This is a genomic window from Streptomyces sp. CA-210063 (assembly GCF_024612015.1).
In the GTDB taxonomy this organism is placed as follows: Bacteria; Actinomycetota; Actinomycetes; order Streptomycetales; family Streptomycetaceae; genus Streptomyces.
Genome location: NZ_CP102512.1, coordinates 639,188 through 660,089, shown reverse-complemented (window position 1 = coordinate 660,089; position 20,902 = coordinate 639,188). Strand labels below are relative to the sequence as shown.

16 protein-coding genes and 2 pseudogenes are annotated in these 20,902 nt (G+C 73.0%); 8 read left to right on the top strand and 10 right to left on the bottom strand.

What is annotated here, in order from left to right; translation table 11 throughout:
- Position 1 precedes the first annotated feature (1 nt).
- On the top strand, positions 2-1,045 hold the full coding sequence (locus JIX56_RS02800; RefSeq protein WP_257537156.1) for a cation diffusion facilitator family transporter: 1,044 nt from the start codon (positions 2-4) through the stop codon (positions 1,043-1,045).
- Positions 1,046-1,131: 86 nt separating this feature from the next.
- On the opposite strand, the gene JIX56_RS02795 is transcribed toward JIX56_RS02800, so the two are convergent.
- The 7 genes from JIX56_RS02795 to JIX56_RS02765 form a co-directional block, all read right to left on the bottom strand.
- Positions 1,132-1,578, bottom strand: a complete 447-nt coding sequence (locus JIX56_RS02795) for a nitroreductase family deazaflavin-dependent oxidoreductase (RefSeq protein ID WP_257537155.1) — start codon at positions 1,576-1,578, stop codon at positions 1,132-1,134.
- A 107-nt stretch (positions 1,579-1,685) separates the two neighbouring features.
- Positions 1,686-2,339 carry a LysE family transporter gene (locus tag JIX56_RS02790; RefSeq protein WP_257537154.1) on the bottom strand — a complete coding sequence of 218 codons (654 nt, stop codon included), beginning with the start codon at positions 2,337-2,339 and terminating at the stop codon, positions 1,686-1,688.
- Between the two features lie 175 nt (positions 2,340-2,514).
- The gene (locus JIX56_RS02785) at positions 2,515-3,087 is read right to left on the bottom strand and encodes a MarR family winged helix-turn-helix transcriptional regulator (protein ID WP_257537153.1); all 573 of its coding nucleotides are present in this window, start codon (positions 3,085-3,087) and stop codon (positions 2,515-2,517) included.
- Between the two features lie 213 nt (positions 3,088-3,300).
- The gene (locus tag JIX56_RS02780; protein WP_257537152.1) at positions 3,301-4,998 is read right to left on the bottom strand and encodes an amidohydrolase; all 1,698 of its coding nucleotides are present in this window, start codon (positions 4,996-4,998) and stop codon (positions 3,301-3,303) included.
- 44 nt (positions 4,999-5,042) lie between these two features.
- Positions 5,043-6,035 carry an ABC transporter permease gene (locus JIX56_RS02775; protein WP_257537151.1) on the bottom strand — a complete coding sequence of 331 codons (993 nt, stop codon included), beginning with the start codon at positions 6,033-6,035 and terminating at the stop codon, positions 5,043-5,045.
- The gene (locus tag JIX56_RS02770; protein ID WP_443031745.1) at positions 6,032-8,041 is read right to left on the bottom strand and encodes a sugar ABC transporter ATP-binding protein; all 2,010 of its coding nucleotides are present in this window, start codon (positions 8,039-8,041) and stop codon (positions 6,032-6,034) included. Before JIX56_RS02770 ends, JIX56_RS02775 begins: the two co-directional genes overlap by 4 nt.
- A gap of 9 nt (positions 8,042-8,050) precedes the next feature.
- On the bottom strand, positions 8,051-9,088 hold the full coding sequence (locus JIX56_RS02765) for a sugar ABC transporter substrate-binding protein (RefSeq protein ID WP_257537150.1): 1,038 nt from the start codon (positions 9,086-9,088) through the stop codon (positions 8,051-8,053).
- Between the two features lie 334 nt (positions 9,089-9,422).
- Here JIX56_RS02765 and JIX56_RS02760 point away from each other — a divergent pair, with 334 nt between their 5' ends.
- The 5 genes from JIX56_RS02760 to JIX56_RS02740 all read left to right on the top strand — a co-directional run bounded on the left by JIX56_RS02760 (position 9,423) and on the right by JIX56_RS02740 (position 14,375).
- The gene (locus JIX56_RS02760; RefSeq protein WP_257537149.1) at positions 9,423-10,460 is read left to right on the top strand and encodes a helix-turn-helix transcriptional regulator; all 1,038 of its coding nucleotides are present in this window, start codon (positions 9,423-9,425) and stop codon (positions 10,458-10,460) included.
- Between the two features lie 24 nt (positions 10,461-10,484).
- Positions 10,485-11,096, top strand: coding sequence for a flavoprotein (locus JIX56_RS02755; RefSeq protein ID WP_257537148.1), 612 nt, complete (start codon positions 10,485-10,487; stop codon positions 11,094-11,096).
- 142 nt (positions 11,097-11,238) lie between these two features.
- Positions 11,239-12,384: an ABC transporter substrate-binding protein gene (locus JIX56_RS02750; RefSeq protein WP_257537147.1), complete on the top strand. Its 1,146-nt coding sequence runs from the start codon at positions 11,239-11,241 to the stop codon at positions 12,382-12,384.
- A 123-nt stretch (positions 12,385-12,507) separates the two neighbouring features.
- Positions 12,508-13,713, top strand: a complete 1,206-nt coding sequence (locus JIX56_RS02745) for a sensor histidine kinase (protein ID WP_257537146.1) — start codon at positions 12,508-12,510, stop codon at positions 13,711-13,713.
- Positions 13,710-14,375 (top strand): response regulator transcription factor, encoded by a 666-nt coding sequence (locus JIX56_RS02740; protein WP_257537145.1) that lies wholly within the window; start codon positions 13,710-13,712, stop codon positions 14,373-14,375. The genes JIX56_RS02745 and JIX56_RS02740 overlap by 4 nt, the downstream gene beginning before the upstream one ends.
- Positions 14,376-14,430: 55 nt before the next feature.
- Here JIX56_RS02740 and JIX56_RS02735 read toward each other — a convergent pair whose 3' ends face one another.
- Positions 14,431-15,225, bottom strand: coding sequence for a phytanoyl-CoA dioxygenase family protein (locus JIX56_RS02735; protein ID WP_257537144.1), 795 nt, complete (start codon positions 15,223-15,225; stop codon positions 14,431-14,433).
- 64 nt (positions 15,226-15,289) lie between these two features.
- Here JIX56_RS02735 and JIX56_RS02730 point away from each other — a divergent pair.
- Both JIX56_RS02730 and JIX56_RS02725 read left to right on the top strand, forming a co-directional pair.
- Positions 15,290-15,754 (top strand): annotated as a pseudogene (locus tag JIX56_RS02730) (AraC family ligand binding domain-containing protein); the annotation flags it as partial.
- A gap of 441 nt (positions 15,755-16,195) precedes the next feature.
- Positions 16,196-16,669, top strand: a pseudogene (locus JIX56_RS02725) (helix-turn-helix domain-containing protein); the annotation flags it as partial.
- Positions 16,670-16,900: 231 nt separating this feature from the next.
- On the opposite strand, the gene JIX56_RS02720 reads toward JIX56_RS02725, so the two are convergent.
- Positions 16,901-18,160 carry an SLC13 family permease gene (locus JIX56_RS02720; RefSeq protein WP_257537143.1) on the bottom strand — a complete coding sequence of 420 codons (1,260 nt, stop codon included), beginning with the start codon at positions 18,158-18,160 and terminating at the stop codon, positions 16,901-16,903.
- Positions 18,161-18,259: 99 nt separating this feature from the next.
- Positions 18,260-20,674 (bottom strand): SpoIIE family protein phosphatase, encoded by a 2,415-nt coding sequence (locus JIX56_RS02715; protein ID WP_257537142.1) that lies wholly within the window; start codon positions 20,672-20,674, stop codon positions 18,260-18,262.
- Positions 20,675-20,902 lie beyond the last annotated feature (228 nt).

Sequence of the window (20,902 nt, the reverse complement as noted above, 5' to 3'; positions counted from 1 at the left end):
GGTGATGCGGACACCAGAAGACACGGAGACGACGGACGACCAGGACGGGGCGGTTCTCGAAGGGCCGGAACCGCACGAGGAACGGAAGGACCGAGCGGACCGCAGGACCCGCGTCACCGTCCTCGTCGCCCTCGGCGCCAACCTTCTGATCGCCGTCGCCAAGACCATCGGCGGGCTCCTCGCCGGATCGCCCGCCCTCCTCTCGGAAGCCGCCCACTCGGTCGCCGACAGCATGAACGAGGTCTTCCTCCTCGCCGCGCTGCGCCGCAGCCGCCGCCCCGCCGACAGCCGGCACCCCTTCGGCTACGGCAAGGAGCGCTTCTTCTGGTCCCTGCTCGCCGCCGTCGGCATCTTCGTGATGGGCGGCTGCTTCTCCTTCTACCAGGCGATCCACGCCCTGACGACCGCAAGCGAGGAGTCCTACGACGGCTATGTGGCCGGCATCGCCGTCCTCGGCGTCGCCCTTCTCTCCGAGGGCGCCTCACTGCTGCGAGCCCTGCACCAGGTGCGCCGGCAGGGCGGCGGCGTCGACGGACTCCGGGACCCGGCCCTGCGCACGGTCGTCGCCGAGGACGGCACGGCCGTGCTCGGCGTGACCCTCGCTATCGCCGGGATGGCCCTGCACCTGGTGACCGGCCAGGTGATCTGGGAGGCGTCGGCCTCGTTCGCGATCGGGGCGCTGCTCGTGTACGTCGCCTACTGGCTCGGCCGGGACGCCCGCGAACAGCTCATCGGAGTCGCCGCCGATCCCGAACCCAGCCGGAAGATCCGCTCCCTGCTGGCGGCGCAGCCCGAGATCGACACCGTCGAGGCCCTGCTCACGATGCAACTCGGCCTGGACTCCACCCTCGTGGCCGCCCGCGTCGACCTCGTCCCCGGTCTCGACAGCGAACGGGTCGAGGAGGTCGCCGTCCGCATCAAGCGCTCCATCGCCCATGTCGTCCCCGAGGCCGACCAGATCTTCCTCGATGTGACGGAGAAGGCGGGGCAGGTCGAGTGGGCAGGGGAAAGCCCCGCCGCGACGGGGGAACGCGGCGGGGCCTGAGGTTCGGGTGCCCGGTACCCGATGGATCATGCGCAACCCGTAGAAGATTTTTCCGCGGGTCTTCCGGCGGACCCGGGCCGGGCGTTCTACCCGTCGGCCGGCTCCAGCACGAAGACGGGTATCTCCCGGTCGGTCTGCTTCTGGTAGTCCTCGTACGGGGGATAGGCGGCGACCGCCCGCTCCCACCACACGGCCTTCTCGTCCCCGGTGACCTCACGCGCGGTCAACTCATGCCGTGTGGGCCCGTCCTGGAGTTCCACGTGCGGGTCGGACTTGATGTTGTGGTACCAGACCGGGTGCTTGGGCGCGCCGCCCAGCGAGGCCACCACCGCGTACTGCCCGTCGTGCTCCACCCGCATCAGCGGAGTCTTGCGGATCTTCCCGCTCTTCGCACCGCGCGTGGTGAGCACGATGACCGGCAGGCCCGTGTCCCGCAACGTCGTCCCCTTGGTGCCGCCCGAGCTCTCGTACAACTCGACCTGCTCACGCACCCACTGCGTGGGGCTGGGTACGTACTCACCCTCAAGAGGCATGGCAACCGTCCCTTTCTGTCGCGTACAGACCCTGTCCCCGCATTTCAACACCCGACCCTTCCGGATTCATCCTCACCGTCGTGAAGTGTGCGGCTGCTGCTGCCACTTCACTGACGGAAGCCGGAGAGAAGAGGCGACGGCTCCAGCATCAGCACCGCCAGCACGGCGATCACGGCACTCGACAGGAGTCCGGTCACCAGCCGTCCCCGGTGGCCGGTCAGCGCCCGGCCGAGCAGCGCGCCGCCGCCCGCGAGCAGGAGCTGCCAGCTGGCGGACGCGAGGAACGCGGCGAGGACGAACACCGTCTGTTCCAGGGGGTTCACGGCTTCGGCGGAGCGGCTGCCGAGCACGAGCGCGGCGAAGTAGACCACCGTGGTGGGGTTCAGGAGGGTGATCCCCAGCAGGACGACGTAGGCGCGTGCCGGGCCGACCGGGTCCTGGCGCGGGCGGGTGGTGAGCCGGCGAGTGCGGTACTGGCGAAGGGCCGTGACCGCCCCGCGTGCCGCCAGCGCGAGGAGCACCAGGGCGGACGCCCAGCGCAGGGGCTCAAGGACCGGTCGCAACGCGGCGGCGAGGGCCGTACCGCCCACGGTGGCGAGCAGGGCGTACAGTCCGTCGGCCGTCGCGACGCCGAGCGCGGCGCAGGCTCCGGTCCGCAAGGACGTACGGGCGGTGAGGGAGACGAGGTAGGTCGCGACCGCCCCGACGGGGATGGCGATGCCATAGCCGGCGAGGAGGCCCGCGACGAGCGCGGCCGTCACGACCGGGGCGGTGTCGGCCCCCACGGTCGGCCGGACTGCTGCTGACCCCGCACGCGCGACGCGGTGGCGAGGGTCAGGGGCAGGAAGGCGTCGTTGATGAGCATGGGCAGATCCTGGGGGCGGGTGCTCCGCCCCCGCAATCGAATTACCTCTTGACCGGGATTCCCGGTCCGCCTCAGGCCTTCGGGCGGCGACCGCTGCGCCGGGGGGCGGGCTCGGCGCCGTTCAGCAGGGTGCGGCGGCGCTCCTCGCCGTGCTCCTCGACCTGGAGCACGACACTGCGCAGCCCCTCCGCGAGACTCCGGCACTCCGTGTCGCTGAGCTGCCCGGTGACGAAGGCCTCCTCCTCGTTGAACGCCGGGAACACCCGCTGCATCAGCTCCTCGCCCTTGTCGGTGAGGGCCAGCAGGACCAGCCGTCCGTCCGTCGGGTGGTCCGCCCGCCGCACCAGCCCACGTGACTCCAGCGTGCGGACCACCCCCGTGAGCGTGCCCTTGGAGATGCCCGCCTCCTCCGCCACGTGCCGGGTCTCGGACTCGCCCCACACCCACACCACCCACAGCACCACGAAGGCCGTCCAGGTGAGGTCGCAGCCGCGCAGCACGGAGTTCTCCAGGTGCTGCCGCACCGCCGAGGCGGCCCGGTAGATGTTCGCCACCGCCGCCATCTGGTCCCGGCGGATCGGGAAGTCCCCCAGTTTCGCCGCGGCGAGCTTCTCGGCTTCGGTGATGGATCGCTGGCCGGGCACGGGCGCTCCTTCGGTCTCACGGCCGGACCGGACGGCCATGTGCGGCGGCTCCTCCGGTCCCGGCTCGTCATGCGTGCGGACATTGAATCGTGCGGTCGTTCGGTCGTTCGGGATCAAATTGTACGGAGGGAAGGGAGCCTCTCATGACGCGTTCGGCGTACCCTTCGCCGTGCCCTTCGGCGGGCGCGGCGCCGGCCGCCTCGCACCGCCCGCTCAGCGCTCGAAGACCACCCCGCCGTCGAACACCGTCATGTCGACCTCGACCCGGGTGAGGTCACGCGGGTCGAGGTCCAGCAGCGGCCGGTCCAGGACGCACAGGTCGGCCACCTTGCCCACCTCCACGGACCCCTTCCACTCCTCGGCGAAGTCCTGCCGCGCCGGGTTGATCGTGTACGCCCGCAGTGCCTCGGGGAGTCCCACGCGCTGCTCGGGGCCGCTGACCCGGCCGCCGGCCTTCGACTCACGCAGCAGCATCCCGGCGACGCCCTGCCGCCAGTCGGGCTCGGTGATCGGCGCGTCCGAGCTGGCGCAGACCGCGAGTCCCGCCTCGAAGGCCGAGCGGACGGGCCACTCGTACGCCGACCGCTCCGGGCCCACCACCTCCTCCATCAGATCGGAGATCGTCCACTTGATGGCCGGGTTCATGTTGACGCCGTATCCCTGCTCGGCCAGCCGGGCGAGGCTGTCGGCGCTGATGAAGTCACCGTGGATGACGTAGTGCCGGGCGTCCGGGCGCGGCGCGGCCTCCTGCGCGGCCAGGAACGCGTCCACCACGATGTCGATGGCCCGGTCGCCCGTCACATGGACGCCCAGCTGGTAGCCCGCCTCGTGGGCGACGCGGATCATGTCGAACAGCTCGTCGACCTGGAGTTCGGCTGTCTGCCCGTGCACGCACAGGGAGCCGTGGCCGCCGTCGAGGTAGGGCTCGTTCATCCAGGCCGTACGGTTCGGCGGCACCCCGTCGGCGAAGATCTTCACGCCGATGGCGTTCAGCAGCCAGGGGTCCGCGGACTCGGGGCGGTGGAGCTCGGCGAGGCCCTTGCGGACGTCGTCGGCGGAGCCGCCCATGGGCGCGGGCAGGAGGAGGACGCTGACCCGGGCGTGCAGGCCGCCGGTCGCGGCCAGATCGGCGTACGCGGTCCAGTTGTCGGTGCTCAGCCCGCCGAACAGGGTCTCCGAACCGCCGGGGCCGAGGCCCGGCTCGGTGTAGCTGGTGATGCCGCGCGTGTGGAGTTCGGCGACGACGTTCCGGATGGCCTGGCGGCGCTGCGCGACGGTGGGGGAGGGCAGGGCGGCCTGGAGCAGGACCCCGGCGGCCTCGCGCAGGATGCCGGTGGGCCGGCCGGCGGCGTCGCGGTCGATGACTCCGCCGTCGGGCGCCTTCGTGGCGGCGTCGATCCCGCACCGGCGCAGCGCCTCGCTGTTGGCCCACACCATGTGCTGCGAGAAGTCGGTCAGACAGACGGGGTGGTGGGGCGCCACCGCGTCCAGGTCACCGCGGTGCGGGAGCCGGCCCGGATCGGCGAGGCACTCGGCGAGATAGCCGGGGTCCCAGCCCAGGCCGACGATCCACTCGCCGGGCGCGGCGGCCCGCGCCGCCCCGCCCACCACCCCGGCGATGTCGGCGATCGAACCGACCGCAGGATGGCCGACGTCGAGGGCGAACGGCGGCTTGGCCAGCCCGTGCGCGGCGCCGTGCAGATGCGAGTCGTTGATGCCCGGCAGCACGGTCCGCCCCGCCAGCTCGACGATCCTCGTCGCCGGCCCGGCCAGCGCACGCATCTCGGCGTCCGCGCCGACCGCCACGATCTCCCGGCCGCGCACGGCCACACCCTCGGCGACCGTGAAACCGGCGTCGACGGTGAGGACCTGACCGCCCGTCAGGATGAGGGAGGGGGAAGTGTCGCTCACGAGGACCTCTCTGGGTTGTCCGAACAAGGGGGGAAGCGGAGTCGTCATCGAGTCGCCCGTGGGCCGAAGTACGCGAGCGCGGCGCCCGCCACCAGGGCCACGCCCTGGGCCATCTGCTGCCAGAACGTCGGCACACTCAGCAGGGTCAGCCCGTTCTGCAGGCAGCCCAGGAACAGCACGCCGAGCAGCACACCGAGAACCGAACCGGAGCCGCCGCTCAGCGCGACCCCGCCCAGCAGCACCGCCGTGAGCACCGCCAGCTCGAAGCCCGCCCCTGAGGTGCCCGCGACCACGCTGTCCAGCACGGACGCCTTGATCGCCCCGGCCAGCGCGGCCGCCGTACCCGTGACCACGAACAGCGCGAAGGGCGTACGGCGGACATCGATGCCGGACAGATACGCGGCCTCCCGGTTGACCCCGATCGCGAAGACGTGCCGCCCGGTCGGCGTGTACGCCAGGAACAGCGCCCCGGCGACGAGCACCACCCCGGCGAGCACCACGGGCGCCGCGATCCCGGCGATCCGGGCCCCGCCCAGCCACGCGAAACCGTCCCCGAACCCGCTCAGCGGCAACGGGAAGAGCTGCTGCGCCAGTCCCCGTACGGCCGCCAGCATGCCCAGCGTCACGATGAACGGCGACAGCCCCAAGTAGCAGCAGAGCACCCCGTTCACCACACCGACCGCAGCGCCGACGGTCAGCGCACCGAGGACGGCGACCACGGGGGACTGCGCCTGCTCACCCGCGAGCCAGCCCGCCGTCACCGCCCCGAGCGCCAGCGTCGAGCCCACCGACAGATCCAGATAGCCGCTGATGACCAGCAGGGCCAGCGGTACGGCGACGATCGCGAGGGCGGCCGCGTCGGTGGCGATCCCGCGCAGATTGCCCGGGTCGAGGAAGCTTCCCGTGGACAACTGGAACACCAGCACCAGCAGAGCGAGAACGACGATCAGAGGCTGCCGCCGCACCGTCACCAGCCCGTGCGCGGCCAGGGCGCGGGGGCCGGGGACGACGCGTTCGGCGGCGGTCGCGGTGGTCATGCTGCTCCTTCGTGGGGCGGGGTGTGCGGGGGCGCCGGGGCGGCGGATCCGCGTGGTGCGGCTGGATCGCCGTCGGGCGCGCTCGGTCGGGGCGGGGTGGCGCCGGCGGTGCGCCGTGCCGGTGGTGCGGCCGGATCGCCGGCCGACGCGGGGTGTGGCTGTCGTGCCGTCGGCCCCGCGTCGTGGACGGCCGCCAGCAGGGCCTCTTCCGTGAGGTCGGGGCCGGAGAGTTCGCCGACGATCCGGCCCCGGTCGACGATCAGACAGCGATGGGCGAGTGAGGCCGCCTCCTCCGGGTCGCTGGAGGCGAACAGCACGGCGGTGCCGCGCTGTTCGGCGAGCGTGGCGACGACGTCGTAGATCTCCTCGCGGGCACCGACGTCGACGCCCTGGGTCGGCTCGTCCAGGAGCAGGACGCCGACGGCACGGGCCTCGTTGATCCACCGGCCGAGCAGCAGCTTCTGCTGGTTGCCGCCGGAGAACGCCGAGGCCGGCAGTGCCGGACGCGTGGGCCGCAGCCCGACCGCCTCGGCGAGCGAGTCGAACACCCGCCGCTCCGCGCCGAGCGCCCGCACTCCGCGCCGGGCGAGGGTGCGTACCGAAGGCAGCAGCACGTTGTCCTGCGCGCTCAGCCCCGGGAGCAGTCCCTGTGCGCGCCGGTCCGCCGGCACGAGCGCGATCCCGGCGGCCAGCGCGTCGGCGGGCCGGGCGGGCGAGACGGCACGGTCTCCGACGCGGACCGTCCCACCGGCGACACGGCGCCTGCCGAACAGCGTCTCCAGCACCCGCGTTCGCCCGGACCCGATCAGCCCGTACAGCCCTACGATCTCGCCCTCGCCGACGGTCAGGTCGACCGGTCCGAAGCCGGGGCCGCGCAGACCACGCACGGTGAGACGGGCGGTGAGGGGTGCGCCGGGGGAGGAGGGCGCCATGGTCCCGGCGGGGGCGGTGACGGATCGCCGGGGGCGATCGTCCGCTTCCGCTTCCGCTTCCGCGGCGAGGCCGTCTTCGCGGTGGCCGGGCCCGGCGGTGCCGTGTTCCCCGTGACGGGCGGTGTCGTGGTCCGTTCCGCCGGCGGCCCCGATGGCCGTGGCGGCCGCACCGAGGGCGGCACCCGAAGCGCCACCGTCACCGCCACCGTCACCCGCAGTGGGCGTCGCCCTGCTCGCCGAGGCACGAGCAGAGGCCGGCCCGGTCCCGGCGGAACCCGCCGACACGGCTCCCCGTCCACCCGTGATCGCCTCCACCAGCTCCCGGCGATGGTGACCCCCCGTCGCCGAATGATGAGCGACCCGCCCGTCCCGCAGCACGGTCACCGCGTCCGCCAGCCGTTCGACCTCCGCCAGCAGATGGGTGACGTAGACGATGGCGAGGCCCTGGGCGCGGAGGTCTTCGACGCGGGCGGCCAGGGCGTCGCTCTCGGTTCCGGAGAGGGCGGCCGTGGGCTCGTCCAGGACCAGGACCGAGGCGCTGCGGCTCAGGGCTTTGGCGATCTCGACCAACTGCTTCTGCCCCATGGGCAGTTCGCCCACCCGGTCGCGGGGCGAGCAGCTCGCGGCGACGCGGTCGAGGAGTTCGGCGGCCACCTTCTCCTGGGCCCGGCGGTCGATCCGGCCGTATCGCGTCCACTCCTGGCCGAGGAAGATGTTCTCGGCCACGGTCAGGGAGTCCACGACGCTGAGCGTCTGGAAGATGATCGCCACCCCGGCCGCGATCGACTCGCGCGGGCTGAGCCGGGTGTACGGGACACCTCCCACCCCGATCGTCCCCGCGTCCGGCGGGAACGCGCCGCCGAGGCACTTGATCAGGGTCGACTTGCCGGCGCCGTTGTGCCCGAGCAGGGCGTGCACCTGCCCGGCGGGCACGGTGAGGTCGACCCCGTCCAGGGCCCGGACCCCACCGAAGGACTTGCTCAGCGAGGTGATCCGCAGATTCGGCGGGTTGGCCACGTCGGTAGCGCTGATCGCGCCGGTAGTCGCCCCGCCCGTGTCGCTCATGTCGGCCATCGCGCGGCCCTACCCGTTCTGGGCGAGCAGCGCGTCGATCTCCGCCGTGTCGCCGCGCTGGACCAGCTTGACCGGCACCTGGACACTCGGGTCGGCCTTCCCGGCGGCGACCGCGAGCGGCACGTCGACGATCGCGTTCGCGATGTCCTGCGGGGCGAGGGCGGAGGACGCCCGGTAGAAGGTGCCCTGCTTGATGGCGAGAAGGGAGGGGGCCGCACCGTCCTGGCCTCCGACGAACGTCTTCTTGTCACCCGCCTTCCGCCCGGCCTGCTGCAACGCCTTGAAGCCGCCGTACGCCGCCGCGTCCGTGATCCCGAGGACGATGTTGAGGTCGGGGTGCTTGGCGAGGATCGCGTTGGACTTCGACAGCCCCGTGTCGGGGTCGATGGCCTGCTCCTGCGCCACCACGTCGACACCGGGCGCGAGCTCGGTGAACGCGTCGACCATGCCCTTGGTGCGCTCCCGGCCCAGTTCGATCGTGTTGTCGACCAGGAACGCCACCTTCCCCTTCCCGCCCAGTTCGTTGTTGGCCCACTTCGCGGCCGCCTCGCCGAGCAGCGTGCCGCTCTCGCGGAAGCTGAACTGGATGTCGGCGCTCTGGTGCTCCAGCGTCCCGCCGTACGTCACCCAGATGAGGCCCGCGTCCAGCGCCGTCTCGGCGATCGACTCGGCTGCCTCGAAGACCATCGGGAACGACACGATCGCGGGCATCTTCTGCGTGACCCAGGTGGTGAGGTTGGTCGCCTGGGTGTCGGCGTTGCTCGCGTCGCTCGTCGTCAGCAGCCTGACGTCGTGCTTCTTCGCGGCGGCCGTCGAGAGCTTCACCAGCGTGGTGTAGAGCGGGAGTTGGGTGAAGGGGTAGTCGAGGCCGATCCGGGTGAGCTTCGTCGTCGAGGGGGACGCGCCCGCGGCCCTCGCCGAGCCGGACCCGCTCTCCGGGGCGCTGCAGCCCGCGGCGGCGAGGCCGGTCGTGGCGAGGGCTCCGGCGGACCACGCGAGGAACTGTCTGCGTGAGGCCGGGGAGATGGAAGTCGGGCGTCTGGTCATGGCGGGGATCTCCAAGGGGACGGGGCCCGTCAACGGCGGGCGTCCTGCTGTGCCGAACAGAAAAGACCCCGGCGCCCCGCCCCACCATCCGTACAAATACCGAGTGCGTACGGCGGGCCGGACACCCGGTGCGTACAGCGGCCCGGCAGCCGGTCCGTACGGCGGGTGGACACCGCATGCGTACGGCGGGCAGCCCTCCCATGCGTATGGAGGGCGAGGGACGGCGGACATCCAGGTCACGGATCGGTGAATGCCTTGTCCACGCATCTCCGCCCGGCCTATCGTTAGGGCCCAAAAGACCTGTCCGGTCTCGGGGCGGCCCCGGGAGGCTCGCATGCTCACCCACCACCAGATCGCGGCAGCCACCCGCATCGGCATGCTCACCCGCGCCCGCGACACCGCCTCCGCCTGCGCCGAGGCCCTCCACGAACTCGGCCGCGCCCTGCCCCTCGACGCCGCCACCCTCCTGGAGATCGACCCGGTCACCGGCACCTACGTCCAGATCGCGGGCGTCGGCTACGACGCCGACGTCTCCGAGGCCCTGGCCGCCGAGTTCGTCTCGACCCCCTGGTACGACAATGTCCTGCGCAGCGAGATCCCGCCCTCCATCTCGGAGGACGGGGAGAACACCGGGGACCCGGGGGAGCGCTACCGCGACGGCTGGTTCTACGCCGAGCGGATGCGCCCGGCGGGTGTACGCGACGCGGTGACGGGCGCCCTGCGCCACCACGGCCGCCTCGTCGGACTGATCACCCTGTCCACCGCGACCCCGGACGCCTACGACACCGGCACCCGCCACCTCCTCGCCTCCCTCCTCCCCGCCCTGGGCGTCCTCGCCGACCCCACCGCGCACGCGGGCGACCTCCACGACCTTCCCGCTGAGGGCGGGGCGAGCCTGGTCGTCGCCGACGAAGCCCTCGAACTCCCCGGCCGGGAACCCGCCGCGGTCCTGAAGGACACCGAGTTCCGCCGCCTCGTGCGCGCCTTCGCCGACTCCCAGGGCACCCGGCTGCGCCTCCTCTGGCCCGTCGGGCACGACTGGCACCGCGTCACCCTCCGCCGCCACACCCTCGGCACGGCCGTCGTACGCCGGGCGGTCCTCGTGCACGAGGCACCCGCCCCCCTGCCGTACGGGCTGAGCCCGCGCGAACTGGAGGTGCTCACGCGGGCGGCCACCGGTCATACCAACCAGGCCATCGCCCAGGCGCTGTTCCTGTCCCCGCGCACCGTGCACACCCACGTCGAGCACCTGCTGCGCAAGACCGGCGCCGCCTCCCGGGCCGAGGCCACCGCCCTCGCCGTACGCGACGGGCTGCTCCGGCCGACCGCCGAGGACGTCGAACGTTTCGTCGAGAGAGCACCCGGCGGCTGAGCCCGGTTCAGTAGGGTGCGGCGGATGACAGCGACTGCGAACACCACCGGAGCCGGAGCCGGAGCCGGAGCCGGAGCCGGGACCGGCCGGGGCGGGAAACCCTTCCTCTACGTCGTCGTCTGCGCCGCCGGGATCGCCGTGGAGGTCAGCAAGCTGATCACCGCCGCCCAGGAGCGCGACTGGGAGGTCGGGGTCATCGCGACGCCCGTCGCCATGGGCGGCTTCTTCGACACGGCCGCCGTCGAGGCGCGGACCGGCCGCCCGATCCGTTCCGCCTGGCGGGCGCCCGGCGATCCGCGTCCCTTCCCGCCGCCGGACGCGGTCGTGGTCGCGCCCGCCACCTTCAACACCATCAACAAGTGGGCCGCGGGCACAGCCGACACCCTCGCCCTGGGCACCCTGTGCGAGGCGTACGGCCTGGGCGTCCCCATCGCCGTACTGCCCTGCGTCGCCGACGCCCTGGCGGCCCACCCGGCGTACCGCGCGAGCCTGGAGCGGCTGCGCGGCATGGGCGTCAGGTTCGGCGACCCCTACGCCGGTGAGGTCGAAGAGGACGGCAGGCGCAAGGAGTTCCCCTGGGAACGGGCGCTGGATCTGCTGGGGGAGGACGCGGCGGGTACGCCCGTCACCCGCTGAACTCCGTGGCCCCGTTCAACCGAACGGTTGAACGGGTCATCCGCTTACGGGCGACGCGCGGCGGACGCCGCCGATCGCAGACTTACGGTGCCGCCGCAGCGGCACCGTCGTACAAGTCAGCAGCGGAAGGACCTTCCCCCACATGGCCGGCAACTTCAGCAGGCGACGCATCCTCACCACCGGAGCGGGCGCCGCGCTCGGCGGCCTCGTCGCGACCGGCGTCGCACAGTCCGCCGCCGCGTCGACCTCGGGCTCCCGTACGGCGGCGGGCTCCGAGGAGACCCGCTCCCTCGACGAGCTGTACCGCGACGCGGTCGCCGAGGGCGGCAAGCTCGTGATCTACGCGGGCGGCGACACCGCCACCCAGCAGGACTTCACGGCCCAGGCGTTCCGCGCCCGCTTCCCGGACATCGACCTGACGATGGTCGTGGATTACAGCAAGTACCACGACGTCCGCGTCGACAACCAGCTCGCGACCGACACCCTCGTCCCCGACGTCGTCCAGCTCCAGACGCTGCAGGACTTCACCCGCTGGAAGCGCCAGGGCAAGTTGCTGCCGTACAAGCCCGCCGGGTTCTCCAAGCTGTACAAGGACTTCCGCGACCCGCAGGGCGCGTGGACGGCCGTCGCGGTCATCGGCTTCAGTTACATGTACGGCGTCGACGCCGTCGGCGGGAACGCGCCGAAGTCGCCGTACGAGCTGGTCGACCCGCGCTGGAAGGGCGCCATCGCGTCCTCCTACCCGCACGACGACGACGCGGTGCTCTACCTCTTCGCCCTCTACCAGGAGGCCTACGGCTGGGACTGGATCGCGGAGTTCGCGGCGCAGCAGCCGCAGTTCAACCGTGGTTCGCACTCCCCGGGCGTCGCGGTGAACGCCAAGCAGAAGGCCATCGGCGTCGGCGGATCCGGCTCGCTGACCGCGCCCTCGACCGCCGCGACCCGCTGGGCCGTGGCCGACGGGCACCCCTTCATGGCCTGGGGCCAGCGCGCCGCGATCCTCAAGAAGGCCGCCAACCCCACTGCCGCCAAGCTGTACCTCAACTGGGCGCTGTCCACCGAACGCCAGCAGGGCTCCTTCAACGGCTGGTCCGTCCGCACGGACGTCACCCCGGCCGGTGGCCTGAAGCCCATCTGGACGTACCGTAACGCGCACCTCGACGGCTTCCCCCGGTTCATGGAGGACCGCGCTCAGATCGAGCGGTGGAAGCAGACCTTCGCCCTCTACTTCGGCGAGGTCAAGGGCGACCCGACGCCGGGCTTCCTGGGCCTGCACCCCGGGCGGTAACAGCCCGCCCGGAAGGACGGGCACGGTGGATTCCTTTACTCCGGTCACACTGGTCACTGTCTACACTCGGCTGGCCCCGCCAGCCCGCCGCCAGTCCGGACCGTCGCAGAGGGAATCGCCGCCGTGCCCGCCATCGCCGCCCCCGCCTTCGTACGCCGAGGTTCGCTGTCGCTCCGGCGGCTGCCGGACCTGCTGTTCCTGACCGTCGCCGTCGGCGGCGTGCTCCGCCTCGTCGACCTGAACGCCGCGCTGTGCTGGGAACTGGTCCCGCTCGTCACCCTCCTGGCGGCCGGTTACGTGGGCGGGCTCGCCCTCTGGGACCGGCTCGGGCGGTCGGGCCGGCCCGTCTGGCTCGGCGTGCTGCTGGCGCTGTGGTGCTGGGTGTCCTGGGGGATGCCCGCCCCGGTCGCCACCGCCTACGCCTGGCTCGCGCTCCCGCTGGCGATCCTCGCCCTGCGCATGTTCACGGGCCGCACGGCGGTCGCCGTCACCGGCGTGATCACCGTGCTGCTCGTCCTCGTGGTCGCCCGGAGCGCCGGAACCCTCCACCCCGAACTGGTCGTCCCCCCGGCCGCCGCCCTCTGGGCCACCGTCACCCTCTACCGCACCCAGCAGCGGCTCCTCGGCGAACTGCGGCGCACCCGCGCCGAGTTGGCGCGGGGCCAGCGCGAGGCCGGACGGCTCGCCGAACGCGCCCGCATCGCCCGCGACCTGCACGACACACTCGCCCAGGAACTCGCCGGCAGCCGTATGCTCCTCCAGGCCGCCGACCGCGACTGGGACCGCCGCCCGGACCTCGCCAGGACCCAGGTCCGCACGGTCGTCGACGCGCTCGGCGCCAACCTCGCCGAGACCCGCAGCATCATCAGCGACCTCACCCCGCCCGCCCTGGAGCACGACGACCTCGCGACCGCGCTGCGCACCCTCTGCGCCCGGCACACGGCCACGCCCTCACGGGTGGCGTTCCGCACCGAGGGCGAACCGGGCGACCTGACCCCGGACCGGGCCGCGGCCCTGCTCCGCGTCGCCCAGGGCCTGCTGGCCAACGCCTGCGAACACGCCCGCGCCCGGCACGTCTGGGTCACCCTCGACCACCGCGACGACACGACCGTCACCGTCGAGGTGCGGGACGACGGGGTGGGCTTCGACATGGCGGCGGCGACGGCGAAGCCGGGCGACCGAGGCCTCGGCCTGACCGCCGGCCGGGAGCGACTGGGTGCCCTCGGCGGCTCGCTCACCGTCCGCAGCGCACCCGGCCGCGGCACCCTGGCCCGCGCCTGCCTCCCCGTGGACGCCCTCGCCCTGGCGGGCATGGCGGGCAGCCGGTGACCGACCCGAACGGCACCCCGCTGCGCGTCCTCATCGTGGACGACCACGTCGTCGTACGCGCCGGGCTGCGCGCCCTCCTCACCGGCGAACCCGGCTTCGACGTCGTCGGCGAGACCGGCGACGGCGAGGAGGCCGTGCGGCTCGCCGCGCGCCTCGGCCCCGACGTGGTGCTGATGGACCTCCGCCTGACCGACGACACGGCCCCCGGCGCCCGGGTCAACGGCCTCGACGCGACCCGGCGGATCACCGCCGAGGCCCCCGGCACCCGAGTCGTCGTCCTCACCAGCTCCGGCACCCAGGGCGATGTCGTCCGGGCGATGGAGGCCGGCGCCCGCGGCTACATCCTCAAGGCGGGTCCGCCCGAGGAACTGTTCCGCGCCGTACGCGCCGCCGCGGCCGGCGGTATGGGCCTCGCCCCCGAGGCCGCCGGACATCTCGCCGGTCACCTGGCCGATCCGGGGACCGTCCTGAGCGACCGGGAGATCGAGGTCGTACGGCTGCTGGCGCAGGGGCACAGCAACCGGTCCATCGCCGCCTCCCTGTATCTGACCGAGGCCACGATCAAGACCCACCTGGTCCGCATCTACCGCAAGCTCGGCACCGAGAACCGGGCGAGCACGGTGTCCGAAGCTGTCCGGCGGGGGCTGCTCGAACTGGGCTGAGCCGGGGCGGAGGCCGGGGCCGGTCGGTCGTGGCCGTTCGTGTCGTGCGCCGCCGTCAGTGGGCGCCCATCGGCTCGAACTCCGTGCCGCACGGGCCCGCTCCTTCGCTCTCCGGCAGGGAGACCGGGGCGCCGGTCATCGTCAGGGCGTCGTAGTAGCGGCCGATGCGTTCCGTGGAGCGGCCCACGTAGTGGCCGATGAAGGAGCGGCGGAAGCGGTCGGTGGTGCGGTTGGGCTGGGATCCGTGGACGAGGCTGCCGTTGAAGAAGAGGACGTCGCCCGGGGCCATGTCGACCGGTACGGGGGTCAGGCCGGGCGGCGGCGGTACGTACTCGCGGACGAAGGACAGCTCCTGGTCCGCCTCCTCCGGGCAGAAGAGGTCCATGCGGTGCGTCCCCGGCACGACCTCCAGGCCGCCGTTGTCCCGGTCGATCACATCGCAGGCGATCCACGCGGCCACGCAGGTGCCCGGCTCGACCCGGAGATAGAAGTTGTCCTGGTGCAGCGCCTGGCCTCGGGCGCCCGGCGGCTTGAAGTAGAACATGCTCTGCGCGGCCAGGACCTCCTCCCCGAGCAGCCCTTCGAGGATGTCCCGCAGCCGCGCGTCGAGGAGCACCCGCAGCGACAGCTCGTCGATGCGGTGCGGGTGCATCACCCGGGGGTAGATGTGGAGCGGGTCGGCCGGTCCGTCGGTCGTGGGCGGGCGGGGCTGGAAGTGCCCCGGGATCGGGCCGCCCGCCCGCAGCGCCGTGAACCGGTCGCACAGCTCCTCGATCTCGGCGGGCGCGAACAGCCCGCGCGCCACCAGATAGCCGTTCTCCTCGAACTCCACCTTGCCTGTGACTGTCATCCGCGCGTCCCTTCGCACCGTCGACCGCTGTGCTCCACGCTAGGTCCGAGCGACCTTCGGGAGGATGCCTGTGCATGCTGACGACCTGCCTGTGACTGTCACGCCCGCAGATCCGTCGCCGCCGCCCGGCCAGGTGATCATCGGGCGCTTCGACCAGCGGCCGCCGTACGCCGTGAACCGGCCGCGCGGCGCGGACAGCTGGCTGTTCACCTGGACCACGGGTGGCGGCGGACTGCTGCGACAGGGCGCGGCGGAGACGGCGGCGGGCCCGGGCGACCTCGTGGTCCTCGGCCCGGGCATGCCGCAGCACTACACGGTCCGACCCGGCGCCGGGCACTGGGCGTTCTGGTGGGTGCACTGCCAGGTACGAGCGTCCTGGACGGCCTGGCTGCGCCCGTACGAGACCGGCGACTGGCTGTACGCCGTCCCGTCGCCCCCCGACGGCATCCGCGAACGCGTCGAAACGGCCTTCCACCGCATGCTCGCCGACGCCCGCTGGACCGGCGAGGGCACACCACCGACGCCCGGGACTGCCATGCCGGGTTGGGCGGGAGCATCGGCGGCGTCGGGGATCGTCACGCCGGGTTGGGCGGGAGCATCGGCGGCGTCGGGGATCGTCATGCCGGGTTGGGCGGGAGCATCGGCGGCGTCGGGGACTGCCATGCCGGGTTGGGCGGGAGCATCGGCGGCGTCGGGGACTGTCACGCCGGGCGGGGCGGGCACATCGGCGGCGCCTGGGGCCGGTAGGCCGGGTTGGGAGGGCGCACGGGCGGTGTCGGGGACTGCCACGCAGGGTGGGGCGAGTACCCCGCCCGTGCCCGGGACCGCCCCGCCGGGCTGGGAGGGCACATCGGCGGCGCCCGGGACCGCCCCGCCGGGCCGGGTGGGCACATCGCCGACGTCCGGGGCCGTCACTCCGGGCGGGGCGGGTGCACCGCCGGCGCCCGAAACCGTCCCGCTGGGCAGCGAGGGCACCCCGCCCACGCCCAGGACCGCACCGCCCGGCGGCGAGGTCGCCGTGGCGCACGGTGCGGCGGCACGCGAACTCGCCCTGTGCTCCTTGGAGGAGGTCGTGCTGCTCGCCGCGGCCCGGGCCGAGTCCCGCCGGTCGGGGGTGGACCCGAGGATCCGCCGGGCCGAGGACCTGATCACCGCGGACCCCGGCGCCCCGCACACCGTCCGTTCCCTCGCCGAGTGCGTCTCCCTCTCCCCGTCCCGCTTCGCGCACCTCTTCACCGAACAGCTCGGCCACTCCCCGATGCGCGCCCTCCTCCAGGCTCGTCTGCTTCATGCCGCCCGGCTCCTGGAGGTCACCGAACTGCCCGTCGAGCGCGTGGCCGCCGCCTCCGGGTTCGGCAGCCCGTTCCACTTCAGCAGGGTGTTCCGGCAGCGCTACGGTGTGCCGCCGGGGGAGTACCGGCAGGGGCTCAGGGACGGCGACTGACCGGTCACCCCTCTCGGACGCCCGCTCCTCAGTCGTCGAGCGACCGCCCAGCCATGAGGGCGAGTTGGGCCCGTAACACCCCGGCGGGGACCGGCTGACGGCCGGCACCGCCGCGATCGTGCCGCGCGGGCGCCGGCACCGCATCGAACTGGACGCTCCCGAGCGACATCATGTCCGTCACCTGCCCCGGGGCAGCCACGGGAGAAGCGGGCCGCAGCCTGATCGGCCGCCTCAGCCCCCGAAGACGAGCAACGACAGCCACAGCGCCACCACGGACGAGACCAGCGCCGCCGGCACGGTCAGCAGCCCGAGTCGGGTGAACTCGCCCAGGTCCACGTCGTGTTCGTGCTGGTGGACGATACGGCGCCAGAGGAGGGTGGCCAGGGAGCCGGCGTAGGTGAGGTTCGGGCCGATGTTGACGCCGAGGAGAACCGCGAGGACGGCGCCCGTGCCGAGCGGGGCGGCCAGCGGGGCCAGGACGAGGACCGCGGGCAGGTTGTTGATGACGTTGGAGAGGAGGGCGGCGAGGGCGGCGACGCCCAGGAGGGCGAGCAGGCCGGAGCCGGACGGCAGCACACGGCCCAGCGCGTCGGCGAGGCCGTTGTCCACCACCGCGCGCACCACGATGCCCAGCGCCAGCACGAACGCGAGGAAGGGCAGGGAGACGGACCGGAACAGTGCGACCGGGGTCGTGGTGCGGCGGACGAGCGCGCGGACCGACAGCACCACGGCCCCGGCCAGCGCGGCCCACGCGGGCTCGACGCCGAGCGCGGACGTCACCACGAACCCGGCGAGCGTGCACAGGACCGTGACCAGCGCGAACATCGGCAGCTCGGTCGGCTCGACCGCTTCCCCGGCAGGCGGCGCCCCGGCGTCCAGGTCGGCCGCGAAGAACCGGCGGAACACCACGTACTCGGCGGCCACGGCCACCGCCCAGGGCGCCGCCATCAGCAGCGCGAACCGGGTGAAGGTCAGCCCGCTCGCCGTGAACGCCAGCAGGTTGGTGAGGTTGGAGACGGGCAGCAGCAGCGAGGCCGTGTTCGACAGATGAGCGGTGGCGTACACATGGGGCTTGGGGCGGGCGCCCAGCCGGGCCACGGTCGCGAACACCACCGGCGTGAGCAGCACGACCGTCGCGTCCAGGCTGAGCACCGCCGTGATGCCGGAGGCCAGCGCGAACGTCGAGCCCAGCAGCCGCCGGGGCTTCCCCGCCGACGCGCGCGCCATCCACGCCCCGCACGCCTGGAAGAGCCCCTCGTCGTCGCAGAGCCTGGCCAGCACGAGGACGGCGGCGAGGAACCCCAGCACCGGGCCCAGCAGTTCGGCCTCGGCACGGGCGTGGCCGAGGGAGACGGCACCGACGGCGACGGCGATCCCCGCGGCCGGTGCGGCGACCACCGCCTCCGGCAGTCCGAACGGGCGGGCCACCGCGCAGCCGAGCACCACGACGAGCAGGACGACGGACAGGACCTCGGCGAGGGCGGTGTTCACAGGGGGCTTTCATGACGTTCGGTGGCGCGGGGACCGGTGCACCCTACAACTGCCCCGCGGCGCACACCGAACGCATGCGCGACTACGGTGAGGCCCGTCTCACTCCTCCGACAGCGTCAGCTCCGCCCAGATCGTCTTGCCGTCCCCGGTGTGCCGGCTGCCCCACCGCTGGGTCAGCTGGGCCACCAGCAGCAGGCCGCGCCCGCCCTCGTCGAAGGTCTTGGCCCGGCGCAGATGCGGGGCGGTGCCGCTGCCGTCCGACACCTCGCAGATGAGGGTGGTGTCGTCGTGGATCAGGCGCAGCTGGATCGGCGGGGCGCCGTGCCGGATGGCGTTGGTGACCAGCTCGCTCACCACCAGCTCCGCCGTGAACGCCGACTCGCTGATGCCCCACAGCGCCATCTGCGTCAGCACGTACTGGCGGGTCCGGGCGACGAGCGCCGGGTCGGCCGGTATCGACCAGGTCGCGACCCGCTCCGCCCTGAGCCCGCGCGTGCGGGCCAGCAGCAGCGCCACGTCGTCGGGGGCGCCGTTCGCGGGCAGCAGGGAGTCGATGACCTCCTGGCAGATGTCGTCCAGTGAGCCCTTGCGGCCGGACAGGGCGCCGGCCAGCAGCTCCTGGCCCGCGTCGATGTCCCGGTCGCGGGTCTCGATCAGCCCGTCCGTGTAGAGGGCGATGACCGTGCCCTCGGCCAGTTCGAGTTCGGCGGACTCGAACGGCAGTCCGCCGAGGCCCAGGGGCTGCCCCGACGGCACTTCCACCTCCATCGGCCGCCCGTCCGGGTCCAGCACGACCGGCGGCGGATGCCCGGCCCGGGCGAAGGTGCAGCGGCGGGTCACCGGGTCGTAGACGGCGTAGAGGCAGGTGGCGCCCACCTCACCGGTCACGCCCTCGCTGCCGGCCTCCGCGGACAGCCGTATGACAAGGTCGTCGAGGTGGGTGAGCAGTTCGTCCGGGGCGAGGTCGACATCGGCGAGGGTGCGTACGGCGGTCCGCAGGCGGCCCATGGTGGCGGAGGCCTGGACGCCGTGGCCGACGACGTCGCCGACGACCATGGCGACCCGCATCCCGGAGAGCGGGATGACGTCGAACCAGTCGCCGCCGACCCCGGCCTGCGCCGCCGGGAGGTACCGGGAGGCGGCCTCCAGGGCGGGCATGCGGGGGAGGGTCTGGGGGAGGAGACTGCGCTGGAGGGCGAGGGCGGTCTCGCGTTCACGGGAGTAGCGGCGGGCGTTGTCGATGCAGACGGCGGCCCGGGCCGTCACCTCCTCGGCCAGCAGCTCGTCGTCCGAGGTGAACGGGTCGAGCCGCTTGAAGCGGGTCAGGACGGCCACGCCGAGGGTCGTGCCCCGGGCCCGGATCGGCACCGACATCGTGGTGTGGATGCCCAGCTCCTTGACCCGCGAGCTGCGTACGGGGTCCCAGGCGAGCCAGTCCACCAGGGTGTTGGCCGGGTCCCTCGCCACGATCGTGTGCCCGACCGCCAGGGACGCGGCCTGCGGGGCGGTGGCCGGGTACACGTCCGTCCGGCCCACCTCGACCACCGCCTCGGGGCAGCCCGGGGTGACCGACTGGTGGGCGGCGCGGCGCAGGGTGAACGGTGGGGAGAGCGGACCCTCGTGCGGCTCGTCGCCGTGGTCGATCGACTGCATGAGGTCGACGCTGACGAAGTCGGCGAGGGCCGGGACGCACACATCGGCCAGCTCCTGTGCGGTGCGCTGGACGTCGAGCGTGGTCCCGATACGGATGCTCGCCTCGTTCACCAGCTGCAGCCGCTGCCGGGCCAGATACTGCTCGGTGATGTCGTGCCCGGTGACACAGACCCCGATCGGCACCCCGGAGTCGTCGGTGAGCGGGGAGATCGCCGCCGACCAGGCGTGGGCGCGGTCCTCGTCGGCGGCCCGCAGGAAGGTCTGTACATCCTTGCGGCGGCCCTGGGCGAGCACCTCGCGCAGCTGCTGCTCCAGCCGCTCGCCCTGCCGGCCGCCCACGATCTCGGACATGTGCAGGCCCCGGAGGTTCTCCTCGGGCATCCCCACGGCGTCCGCCATCAGGTCGTTGATGCCGCGCAGCCTGAGCCGGTCGTCGAAGACCGCCATGGCGCACGGCGACTGGACCATGACCGCCGCCGCCAGCGGATCGTCCCGTACCAACGGGCCGGGATCGTCCAGCGGGCAGAGAACCAGCCAGCCGCCGCTGCCGTCGCCGTCCTTCGCACGACGGCGATGGGCGAGCAGCCATGCGGTCACGGTCCGGCCGTCGCGGTGACGCAGCGTGAGCGTGCCGCTCCAGTTGAGGCTGCCCGACGGGGGCGGCAGGAAGGAGCCCCCCGGAGCGACCAACTCCTTGGCGGGGCGTCCCACGACCTCCGTGGCGGGCCAGCCCAGCAGGCGTCTCGCCCCTTCGTTCCACTCGACGACCGTGCCGTCGCCGTCCATGACCGCCCGCGCCGTGGCGGCACCGTCCAGGGCATACGCAGGTGCATCACCGTGCGTTACCTTGCGGCTCCTCATCGTCGCGAGTTCCATTCCGCCGGTCCGAACGGGCTTACGGGTGAATTCAAGCCTATGTGCTCCGCCGGGAAAGCGGACTGGAAACCGCACGCCTGCGGGATTTGTCGCGCGAGTGTTCGCCGAGTGGTGCGAGGGACTCTTGACGCCTCTGGGGCGCTTCGTCAAATTCTGTTTGGTCACGATCAGTTGTGATTGCTTGTGGGGCCTAGTGCTTCGCGGCACCCGGAA